The sequence below is a fragment of the Galbibacter sp. L-19 genome (genome assembly GCF_056857615.1).
On record NZ_JBSXNL010000067.1, the window covers coordinates 405,584 to 416,865 of the forward strand.

9 protein-coding genes and 1 tRNA gene are annotated in these 11,282 nt (G+C 31.9%); 7 read left to right on the forward strand and 3 right to left on the reverse strand.

The annotated features are described in order from the left end of the window. Nucleotides 1-166: 166 nt before the first annotated feature. Nucleotides 167-1,225: an acyl-CoA reductase gene (locus tag AC13CQ_RS15105; protein ID WP_474507216.1), complete on the reverse strand. Its 1,059-nt coding sequence runs from the start codon at nucleotides 1,223-1,225 to the stop codon at nucleotides 167-169. A gap of 179 nt (nucleotides 1,226-1,404) precedes the next feature. On the opposite strand from AC13CQ_RS15105, the gene AC13CQ_RS15110 reads away from it, so the two are divergent. The 3 genes from AC13CQ_RS15110 (at nucleotide 1,405) to AC13CQ_RS15120 (ending at nucleotide 2,968) form a co-directional block, all read left to right on the forward strand. Continuing rightward, complete coding sequence (locus AC13CQ_RS15110) at nucleotides 1,405-1,755, forward strand: 4Fe-4S dicluster domain-containing protein (RefSeq protein ID WP_008614804.1); 351 nt, start codon at nucleotides 1,405-1,407, stop codon at nucleotides 1,753-1,755. A 358-nt stretch (nucleotides 1,756-2,113) separates the two neighbouring features. Then, complete coding sequence (gene bshB1, locus AC13CQ_RS15115) at nucleotides 2,114-2,830, forward strand: bacillithiol biosynthesis deacetylase BshB1 (protein ID WP_335589036.1); 717 nt, start codon at nucleotides 2,114-2,116, stop codon at nucleotides 2,828-2,830. A 62-nt stretch (nucleotides 2,831-2,892) separates the two neighbouring features. Then, a tRNA-His gene (locus AC13CQ_RS15120) sits at nucleotides 2,893-2,968 on the forward strand. 438 nt (nucleotides 2,969-3,406) lie between these two features. Here the strand turns inward: AC13CQ_RS15120 and AC13CQ_RS15125 are convergent. After that, entirely contained in the window at nucleotides 3,407-5,248 is a 1,842-nt protein-coding gene (locus AC13CQ_RS15125; protein ID WP_456867006.1) for a CocE/NonD family hydrolase, read from the reverse strand. Between the two features lie 500 nt (nucleotides 5,249-5,748). Between AC13CQ_RS15125 and panB the strand changes: the two genes are divergently transcribed. From panB to AC13CQ_RS15145, 4 genes are all read left to right on the forward strand, one after another. Next, nucleotides 5,749-6,567, forward strand: a complete 819-nt coding sequence (gene panB / locus AC13CQ_RS15130) for a 3-methyl-2-oxobutanoate hydroxymethyltransferase (RefSeq protein ID WP_040880132.1) — start codon at nucleotides 5,749-5,751, stop codon at nucleotides 6,565-6,567. Between the two features lie 167 nt (nucleotides 6,568-6,734). Beyond that, entirely contained in the window at nucleotides 6,735-7,427 is a 693-nt protein-coding gene (locus AC13CQ_RS15135) for an RluA family pseudouridine synthase (RefSeq protein ID WP_008614809.1), read from the forward strand. 31 nt (nucleotides 7,428-7,458) lie between these two features. Then, complete coding sequence (locus AC13CQ_RS15140) at nucleotides 7,459-7,950, forward strand: DUF4252 domain-containing protein (protein WP_008614810.1); 492 nt, start codon at nucleotides 7,459-7,461, stop codon at nucleotides 7,948-7,950. Between the two features lie 265 nt (nucleotides 7,951-8,215). Beyond that, complete coding sequence (locus AC13CQ_RS15145) at nucleotides 8,216-9,271, forward strand: vWA domain-containing protein (protein WP_337900665.1); 1,056 nt, start codon at nucleotides 8,216-8,218, stop codon at nucleotides 9,269-9,271. 271 nt (nucleotides 9,272-9,542) lie between these two features. On the opposite strand, the gene AC13CQ_RS15150 is transcribed toward AC13CQ_RS15145, so the two are convergent. Beyond that, nucleotides 9,543-11,111, reverse strand: coding sequence for a M28 family peptidase (locus tag AC13CQ_RS15150; RefSeq protein WP_474507810.1), 1,569 nt, complete (start codon nucleotides 11,109-11,111; stop codon nucleotides 9,543-9,545). Nucleotides 11,112-11,282 lie beyond the last annotated feature (171 nt).

Genomic DNA, 11,282 nt, shown 5'->3' on the forward strand with positions numbered 1-11,282 from the left:
ATAATTAAGCAATTAGCCTATCTTTTTAGTAGGTTTTATGAAAATTACACCCATTAAATTTACACTTTATTGATTTTAATTATGACCCAGATTCCTAGCTATCTTATTTCTTCCTAGGAGAGATTAATCAATAAGGTTAAATAAATATAAATTCGGAATAAAAAACTTATAATTTCAATAAAAATTTAATAGTGTCAACTCCATCGGCATAATCCCACAAATTAGGATGTTGTGTTTGTCCGAAATTAACTTCATTGTCAAAAAGATTATCAGCCACTATGCATTGTATTTTATCTTCATCTGCAGTGAGTCTTTCTTTTAAGGAATCCATATCATCATATTTTTCGTAAAATACGGTTGCAATTGGAGAGGCATAACTTTTGTCTTCTTTCAGCATTAAAAAACCATTTTCCAATAATTTAAAGAGACTCATTAAATAAACAGCCTTGTTATAATCGTAATTATTAGCATATTTATTTTGATGAATAATATCCCCATAAGGAAACATTCCTTTAAAAAAGTCGTCAAAATTATAACCATTAGGTACAAATAACTTAGAAACACTTCGGCATCCAAGTCCGTAATAAGTAAAGATATCTTTTCCTAAAGCCTCTAATTGTTCTTTAGTTTCCTTTCCGGTAAGAACAGCAACAGAATTTCTATTTTTTCTGATGATATTAGGTTTGCTTCCAAAATAATATTCAAAATAACGAGAAGTATTATCGCTTCCAGTAGCAATAACAGCTTCAAAACCTTCCATTTGTTCTTCGGTAAAAGTTATTTTTCCTTTAAAGCTAGGCTCAATAGATTCTAAATATTTTGCTAGATAGGGGAGTAAATGTTTATCGTTTGACGATTGTTTTACAAGAACTTCATGCCCTATAATTAATACCGATAAAAAATCGTGAAAGCCTACTAATGGAATGTTACCAGCCATTATAATGGCCACTTTTTTAGGCGTTACCTCGTCAATTAAATATGCCGACAACCATTTTTTTAAATTGGATTCGGTTAAAGCATCTGCCCAATTTTGTAAGGCAAATTGTATGTTATTGTTTGTAAACCAAGTATTATGCTCTTGTGCTAATTTTAATTGATGTTTAAAACCATCATAAAAATCAGCTTCTTTATCATTATTAAATTCAGGCTTCTTATTGCTAGTAAATTGGGCTATAAAAGCACCAAGTTTAACAAAAGCATCAATTCTGTTGTGAATGTCACTCATTATATTTGGTTAAGATTTTGTTTGTCTTTATTTTTGACATGGCAAATTTACACAATAGAACCGAGGCGTACTTTTATTCTTATTAAATTATTTTGAAAGGAGAGAAGTTTAAATCCGACGATAGAAGAATAAATACTTGTTTTTGTCGCAAGTACAATAAAAAATGAAAAAGTAGAATTATGGCTATTATTATAACAGATGAATGTATAAATTGTGGAGCATGCGAACCAGAATGCCCAAATACAGCAATATATGAAGGGGCAGACGATTGGAGATATAGTGATGGAACATCATTAAATGGAGACGTAGTACTTCCTGATGGAAAGTCAGTAAATGCTGACGATGCACAAGATCCAGTAAGTGACGAAATTTATTACATTGTTCCAGATAAATGTACAGAATGTAAAGGTTTTCATGAAGAACCTCAATGTGCTGCAGTATGTCCAGTGGATTGCTGTGTGCCAGATGATGACCATGTAGAAAGTGAAGAAGAATTATTAGGGAAGCAACAATTTATGCATCCTGAATAATTTTATTCTAAACTATTCTAATAAATAACAATTATTTGTAAAAAGCTGAACAATAAAAACTATTTTGTTTAGCTTTTTTAGTTGATTAGCTTGAAGCCTATGAATGTAAAGCTAGTTGTGCCATCCTGGGAGTTGTTCAGAATAAAATATTATTTTCATTTTGACGTAAAACCTTAGGCAAATTCAGGACAGACTTAGGGGAATTAAATCCACTATGAGGGATTTAAAAAGGATTGATGTATTTTTGACTAAATAATTAAGATACGTTATAAAATGAAACATCCATGTCTGAATTTAGACACAGAGAAATGATTATTTGGGTGTTCCATGTAACCGTTAAAAATAATAAAATAGATACATGAAATTAGATATACTTGCATTTGGGGCGCATCCAGATGATGTAGAGTTAGGATGTGGTGCAACCATAGCAAAAGAAATAAGATTAGGAAAAACAGTAGGGATAGTAGATTTAACTAGAGGAGAGTTAGGGACTAGAGGAACTGCTGAAATTAGGGATGAAGAAGCTGCTGCTGCTGCAAAAATATTAGGAGTAGAGGTAAGAGAGAATTTACGCTTTGCAGATGGTTTTTTTGTAAACGATAAGGAGCATCAATTAGAAGTAATTAAAATGATCCGTAAATACAAGCCTGAAATTGTAATTTGTAATTCTATTGACGATAGACATATAGATCATGGTAAAGGAAGTAAATTAGTGAGCGATGCTTGTTTTTTAAGTGGATTAAAAAAGATTGAAACTTCTTTGGATGGTAAAAATCAAGATGCTTGGCGACCTAAATATGTGTATCATTATATTCAATGGAAAAATATAGAACCAGATTTTGTAGTGAATGTAACAGGTTATATTGATGTTAAAATTGAAGCTATTAAAGCGTATAGCTCTCAGTTTTTTGATCCAAATAGTAAAGAACCAGAGACTCCAATTACAAGTAAAAACTTTTTTGATAGTCTAGATTATCGAGCGAAAGACTTAGGGAGATTAATAGGCGTGGAGCACGCTGAAGGTTTTACTGTAGAAAGATTGCTGGGAGTGAATGAGTTAGGAAATTTAGTGTAAAAAAGTTTATTTTTTCTTTGCAGAAGTGATAAAATGAATTACATTTGCATCCGCAATTAAATGGTGGTTGTAGCTCAGCTGGTTAGAGCGCTAGATTGTGGTTCTAGAGGTCGCCGGTTCGAAACCGGTCTTCCACCCTAAAAGTAAAAGGCTTCCTGAAAAGGAAGCCTTTTTTAGTTTTACTCCTGTAATTTGATTAATTCTTTTTTAGCCACAGATACACGGATAAAAAAATCTTACTACTTACTACTTTGTACTAAATAAATACTAATCAATGCATTAGTGAATTCGTGGCAAACAAATTTTCAGTTTCTATGAATTTAGCCACAGATGCACGGATAATGCTTGAATGAGTTTCTAAATACTGTATACTGAATACTTAGTACTATTTTCACTCATAGATTTATGGATAAAAAAAATCTTAATACTTTGTACTAAATACTAATTAATGCATTAGTGAATTCGTGGCAAACAAATTTTCAGTTTTAAAACTTAATTACATTATAGTTACAAACAAACAGCCCGCTTTAAAATTAGTTTAAAGCGGGCTGTTTTATTTTTTGAAACTTTATAAGTTTATTTATTTAAAACTTTAAATTCGATTTTAGAGGAATTGTAAACTCTATGTGTTTGCTTTTTGAAATCTTCTTTCTTAGCCATAAAAATATTATCTACATATGTTTGCGGATTAATATCGATTAAAGGAAACCAAGTACTTTGAATTTGCACTTGCATTTTATGTCCTTTTTTAAATGTATGATATATATCTTGGAGCTTAATGTTTACAGCAGTTTCTTCATTTGGAACAAAAGGCTCAGGATTTTCAAAACTATTTCTAAAACGACCACGCATTACTTCGCTACGCACCATCATGTGGTAATTATCCATTTTTAAATAATCTTGTGTTTCTTCATAATCTTCAGCATCTGGAGGGAAAACATCTATTATTTTAACTACCCAATCTGCAGCTGTTCCAGAAGTAGACACTTTCAGCTTTGCCATAATATCTCCAATAACTGTCATATCGTCTTCTAAAACGGGAGTTTCAAAAACTAACACATCTGGACGTCGAGCAGCAAAACGTTGATCGTCGGTCATATATTTTCTAGGAGTAAAGACCATTTTAATATCTTCACTATACGGTACAGGTTTGCTCGGATCGCTTACAAACTCTTCGTAAGAGTATTGCATTGTCATTAGCTCTCCCATAGATTGGTGTTGTCCTAAGCTGTATGTTTTTTCTTCAATATTTTTTGGTGGCCATACATCATAGGTTTCCCATTCATTTCTTCCTGTATCATAAACGTAAGCTTCTGGAAGTCCAGAAGAGCCTTTTCCATCTTCTTTTAAAAAGTGATTAAAGAATTTTGTTTCTATTTCTTCTTGAAAAAACTTAGAGATATTATCTCCAAAATAAACATTTCCAATTGCCTGGCGTTCTTTTGTTCGCGCCCAATCTCCATGACTCCATGGCCCCATAACAATAGTGTTATAGTTATTGCTAGTTTTTTCAATGGTTTTATAAGTAGTAAGCGGTCCATATAAATCTTCTGCATCAAACCAACCTCCAACAACCATAGTTGCTGGTTTAATATCTTCTAGATGTTGAATAATGCCTCTCGACTTCCAAAACTCATCATAATTTGGATGATCTTTCAATTGCTGCCAAAAAACATTATCTTCTTTATAATATTCATCTAAATTAGATAGTGGACCAGCATCTAAAAAAAACTGATATTGATCTTCTGTATTTAATTCTGGAAATTTATACCAAGACTCGGTTGTTGGTTTGTCTTTTTCATATCCAAAGAGGGCAGTAGCTCTCCAATAACTTAATAAATAAGCCCCATTATGGTGAAAATCGTCAAAAAAGAAATCAGCTATACAGGCTTGTGGTGAAACGGCTTTTAGGTTTGGATGCTCACTCAATAAAGAATATGTTGAATAAAATCCTGGGTAAGAAATTCCCCATACACCCACATTTTTATTTGTGTTTTTTACATTCTTTACCAACCAATCTATAGTATCGTAGGTATCGGAAGCTTCATCAACTTCTTTTTTCTTTTTATTCGGAATAAAAGCACGCATATTATCATAAATCCCTTCGCTGTTCCAACGTCCACGAACATCCTGATAAACAATGATATTTCCTTCTTTCATCATGGTTTCATTAGGACCTATTTTAGAACGAAATTGATCTTCTCCGTATGGCTGACAACTATATGGAGTGCGCTGCATTAAAATAGGATACTTTTTAGAAGTGTCTTTAGGACTGTAAATAGTTGTATGGAGTTTAATGCCGTCTCGCATAGTAATCATAACTTCTTGTTTGTTATAATTATCGGCAACACTATATTCCGATTGTGCTTTTAAGCAACTGTAGGAAACTAATAAAAATAGTAATAAGAGTTTTTTCATTTGAATAGATTATAATTAGCTGTTTTAAATAAGAAACTCAAATTTATTGTAATTGTACTTAAAAGCGAAGTTTTATAGCGTTAAAAAAAATTATGTGAAGATTTTTTAAGATTAAGTCACAGATACAAGAAGTCGGAAGGCTTTATGCTATAAGCTATATGCTGTAAGCTTTAAACTCAAAGATGCAAAGATGCAAAGGTTCAGAGAGACAAAGTTGTGATTGTGTAAATTATCGAATTCTTCTGCCTTCCGTCTTCTTTCTTCCGTCTTCCGACTTCTTCAATTTTTTAATCCTTCAATCTTTAAATTTTTAAATTTCAACTCAAAGATGCAAAGGTTCAGAGAGACAGAGTTGTGATTGTGTAAATTATCGAATTCTTAATCTTCTGACTTCCGCCTTCCGTCTTCTTCAATTTTTCAATCCTTCAATCTTTAAATTTTTAAATATAAATGGGTAATCTGTTATGAAAACTGTAATTTTATCGCTTAAATTAGAACAAATGTCAGTAGCTAAAAAAGAATATAAAAGAATTACGGTAAAATCGCTTATCGACATGAAGGAGCATAATGAGAAAATCTCAATGCTTACAGCCTACGATTATTCCATGGCAAAAATTGTTGATGGTGCTGGAATTGATGTTATTTTAGTTGGCGATTCTGCAAGTAATGTAATGGCAGGACACGAGACTACGCTTCCAATTACTTTAGACCAGATGATTTATCATGCTTCTTCGGTAATTAGAGCTGTAAATAGGGCTTTGGTAGTGGTAGATTTACCTTTTGGGAGTTACCAATCGGATCCAAAAGAGGCTTTGCGTTCTGCAATTAGGATTATGAAAGAAAGCGGCGCACATGCTGTAAAATTAGAAGGAGGGAAGGAAATAAAAGAATCTATTAAAAGAATTCTCCATGCTGGAATTCCAGTAATGGGACATTTAGGTCTTACTCCTCAATCTATTTATAAATTTGGAACTTATACCGTTAGAGCTAAAGAAGAAGAAGAAGCTCTTAAATTAATAGAAGATGCTAAACTGTTGGAAAGAGCAGGTTGTTTTGCTATTGTGCTTGAAAAAATTCCAGCAAAATTAGCAAAAGAAGTTGCCGAGTCGGTTTCTATTCCAATTATTGGAATAGGTGCTGGAAACGGCGTTGATGGTCAGGTTTTAGTATTACACGATTTGTTGGGAATGACACATGAGTTTCATCCACGTTTTTTAAGACGTTATTTAAATTTATATGATGAGATGACGGGTGCTATTTCTCAATATGTAGACGATGTAAAAAGTAAGGATTTTCCAAATGATGATGAGCAATATTAGGTTATAAGAATTGCAATCAATTACCTTTTTTGAAACCTGTCAGAGCAAAGTTAGGGAAAGGTATTTAAACGAAGTAAAATCAACTCATTTCAACGCAGAGCCTTTTAATAAATTCAAAAGGCTTTGAAGAATTAAACCCTCTATGAGGGATTAAATTAACGCAACACATGGCATTGCATTCTAATAAAAATAACTTACAAGTTTTATTTGAAGATAACCACATTATTGTGGTAAATAAGCGTGCAGGAGATATTGTACAAGGCGATAAAACTGGCGACACCCCACTGTCTGAAGTTGTAAAAGAATATATAAAAGATAAGTACAATAAGCCTGGAAATGTATATTTGGGAGTTGTACATCGGTTAGACAGACCTACAACTGGGATTGTGCTTTTTGCAAAAACATCTAAGGCTTTACCCAGACTCAATAAGCTTTTTAAAGATAAAGATGCTAAAAAAACCTATTGGGCAATTGTAAAGAATAAACCAGAAAAAACAACCGATAAGTTGGTGCATTGGATGAAGCGTAATCCAAAACAAAACAAGTCGTATGCGCATAAAAATGAAGTGCCAGACAGTAAAAAGGCAATTTTAGAGTATCAGGTATTACAAAGTTTAAATAACTATCATCTATTAGAAATTGATTTAGAAACGGGACGGCATCATCAAATTCGTTCACAACTTTCTTCGATTGGAAGTCCGATAAAAGGCGACCTAAAATATGGGTTTGATAGAAGCAATAAAGACGGTAGTATTCATTTACATGCAAGAAAATTAGAATTTGAACATCCTGTAAAAAAAGAAAAAATAAGCATTATAGCTCCATTGCCAAAGGATTCTCTTTGGGACGCATGTGTTTAATTTTTTATTATCTTTAGAAAAAAGATACATCATGCTGAAAAAAATTCTATTTACTGGATTCATTTTGTTATTTATTTCTTGTGGAAGTAGTGTAGAAAGTTTTTACGATGCTCATAAGAACGACACCAATGTAACAGCTGTTCAAGTTCCGAAATTTATGTATTCCCTATTAGGAAACCTATCTCCAGAAATGAATGAATTGATTGGAAATGTATCAGACATTAGATACATGAATCTTCCTAGCAGTTCTTCCCTTAGAAATCAGCAAATAAATACAGAAATAGATAAGATTACAAAAAGTGGCTATTCCGATGTTTTTAGAAAAAATAACGATAACACCCGTAGTCTTCTTTCAGTAAAAGAACAAGGAAATACAATTAAACAAATTATACTTCATAACAGTAACGGTTCTAATAATTCTTTACTTTATTTAAAAGGAAATTTTGATGCTGATAAAATTAGAAAAATGGCAGAAACAGATGATTTTTCTAAGTTTAGCAATGCTTTAGATCAAAAATACTAGATTTCTGTTTATAAAAACCTAATTAGTAAGGTTTTAAAAATAATTTCTTCATTTGTAAATAGAGCTACTTTATCTATGGGTAATATTCATTTCCCAACAGTATTATTTAGGTAGTAAACATTTAGTATGCCTATATAATTTTAATTTCTTTTTTACGTTTAATGCCTAGTGATAAAACACTTTTAAAACGTCTATTTACAATTTATAATCGTATAAATAGGGGAATAGAAATTCAAATAAAATTTTTAAAATTAAAACGAAACAAATGAAATTATTTAAAACAATAGTGAGTTTTTTATGCGTGACCAGTTTGCTTGTAGCTTGTGGTTCTTCTGATGATGATTATAATGATTCTGCGGAAATTCCAAACTGTTTAGGTTTTGAAGAAGCTACTTTAAAACTTACCATTCAAGATACCTATGAAACTCTTCCAGGGAAAGTGTCTGTATTTTTTAAGGTAAATGATACAGAAGGAAATGCAGTTCCAAATCTTCAAGCTAATAACTTTAATATATTTGAGCAAGGAACAAACGACGATTGTCCAAGAGCAATTTCTCCATCAGAATCTAATGGAAGAATTTCTCCAAATACCCAAATATTTAATACCAATACACTTTTAGTTTTAGACTTAAGTAATAGTGTTTTGAGTGCTAGTTTAGAGGAATTAAAAGCTGCTTCTGTTAGTTTTATAGATGAAGTAATGCCTGAAGTTGCAGATGAACAGTATAAAATGGCTATTTATTGGTTTGATGGGGAAGAGCAATTACATGAGTTAAATCCGTTAACTACCAATAGAGAAGAATTAAAAATGGCTGTAGATGGCATCACAACAGACATAAGTAACGATCCTTCCACCAACCTTTATGGAGCAGTAGTAAACTCTACAAAAATTGCTACTGATATTTTAAATGAAAATGAAGGAAATGATGTTTTAGCTGCTTCTTCTATTGTTATTTTTACCGATGGAACAGATCAAGCCGCTAGAGTAGATGAAGGTACAGCTTTAAGTACTGTTGAAAATGCGAATGACAATATTTCTTTTTTCACTATAGGTTTAGGAGATGAAATAGATGAAGATGTATTACAGAGAATTGGGAAAACTGCATCTGCTTTTGCAAGCAACAAAGATGAGTTGGAAGATACTTTTGAAGAAATCTCTGATAATGTGGCTGGACAAGCTAAAAGTTATTACTTATTTGAATATTGTAGCCCAAAAAGAAGTGGAGTTAACGATTTAATTATTCAAGCTGTTCAGGGGCAAAATCAAGGAGCAATTAGAACAAAATTTGATGCTACTGGATTTACTGGAGGATGTAAATAAAAATTATTATATATTTCGAGGGATTGCCCTTTGATAATTTCAGAGCAGGTTTTAAAAAATAATCTTTTGAAGAATAAAAAAACCTGAGCAAGAATTGCTCAGGTTTTTTTTATAGATTTTGCAAAGTATTAAAAACTTGTGCTTAGTTATATCAACTACCTCAAGACTAGCCTACAAGGTATTCAAAAGGGAATAATTTAGTCCATTTCGACGTAGAACCCTTCAAGATACTCAGGACAGACTCTGGGGAATAAAACCCTCAATGAGGGGTTTATTTAGTTGGAACTGCTTTATCAACTACAATTCTTTCTGGTCTATTTGCTACTTCCCAAGCTGTTTGGAACACCAATTTAGCTCTGTTAGCTAATAAATCGTAATTTATTTTATCTGGAGTATCAGATATTTTATGATAATCTGCATGCGTACCGTTGAAATAAAAGATAATAGGCACATTGTGTTTAGCAAAATTATAATGATCACTTCTGTAGTAAAAACGATTTGGATCGTTCTCGTCGTTATAGGTGTAATCTAATTCTATATTAGCATATTTTTTATTTACATCTTCAGAAATCTCATGTAGCTCAGTACTTAATTTATCAGAACCAATTAAATAAATGTAATTTCTATCGCCTTCTCTTTTAGGATCAATTCTACCAATCATATCAATATTTAAATCGGCAACTGTATTTTCTAAAGGAAATATTGGGTGTTCAGAGTAATATTCAGAACCTAATAATCCTTTTTCTTCTCCAGTAACATGTAAAAATAAAATAGAGCGTTCAGGGCCATTTCCTTCATTTGCAGCTTTTTTAAAGGCTTCAGCAATTTCAAGAATGGCAACAGTTCCACTTCCATCATCATCGGCACCATTAAATACATTTCCATCGGCATCCACTCCCACATGGTCTAAATGTGCAGAGATAACTAGGTATTCATTTGGTTTACTTTTACCTTTAATTAGTGCGGCAACATTTTCAGAAGAAATTTCTTTTGTAGCGTTTTCAACATTTAATTTAATAGTTTCGTCTAAAGATTTAGCTTTAACTTCTGTATCAACGTTCTTATAGATTTTTGTAGCTACCTCTTTATTAACAAATAGGGCAGCTATTTTTTTAGCATCGCTTTTTAGGCTCATTTGTCCGCCACCATTTGATTCAAGAGAATGTTGGTATCTTCTAATAGCACGATCGTAAAAAGCATCATCATAATAAATAACTCCTTCCGCACCTTTTTCAGTAGCAATTTCAATTCTTTTAGAAAGCGTTTCTCTCCAATTAGACCAAACTCCTGGTTCTTTTGTTCCCGTTAAAATATAGTTACCATCGTCTGTTTTTGGCTCTCCTATTTTAATTAGGATATATTTACCTTTTACATCAATATTTTTATAATCTGAATATTTTTCGGTATCAATTCCATATCCAGCATATACAATATCATAATCTTTGCTAGCTACCGAGGAAAAAGTTATAACTCCTTCTCCTAAATTAAAATTGTTATTTCCAATAGTTACAGCTCCAGTAGGAACACCACTAACTTCAAGAGGTACATTTTGGAAGTAGTTGCCATTACCTTGAGCAGCAGGAATTCCTAGTGTTTCATATTCCTTTTTTAAATATTCAACAGCTTTTTTCTGTCCTTCATCTCCTGTATTTCTACCTTCAAATTCATCTGAAGCATAGGTGTACAAATGCTCTTTTAATTCGCCTTCAGTAATAGTGTTTGCATAAGTAACTCGGTCAGATTTTTCCGTAGTGTTACTGTTTGAGTTAGTGCTAACATTTTGTTGTGCACTATTACATGCAAAAGCGAAGAAAAGCCCTGCGTATAGAATTTTTTTCATTGTAAGTAATTGTTAAACGTTGATTTTTTTCAAATATAGGCAGGACAAAGAAATAAAAAGTTGATTTTTATTATAATTAGATGTTAAAATTATTTAAATTTATGATGAATAAGATTTTCCCTTCCCCTGAACATATTTTTGATTATTAAAATAATTAATTAATAATTGATA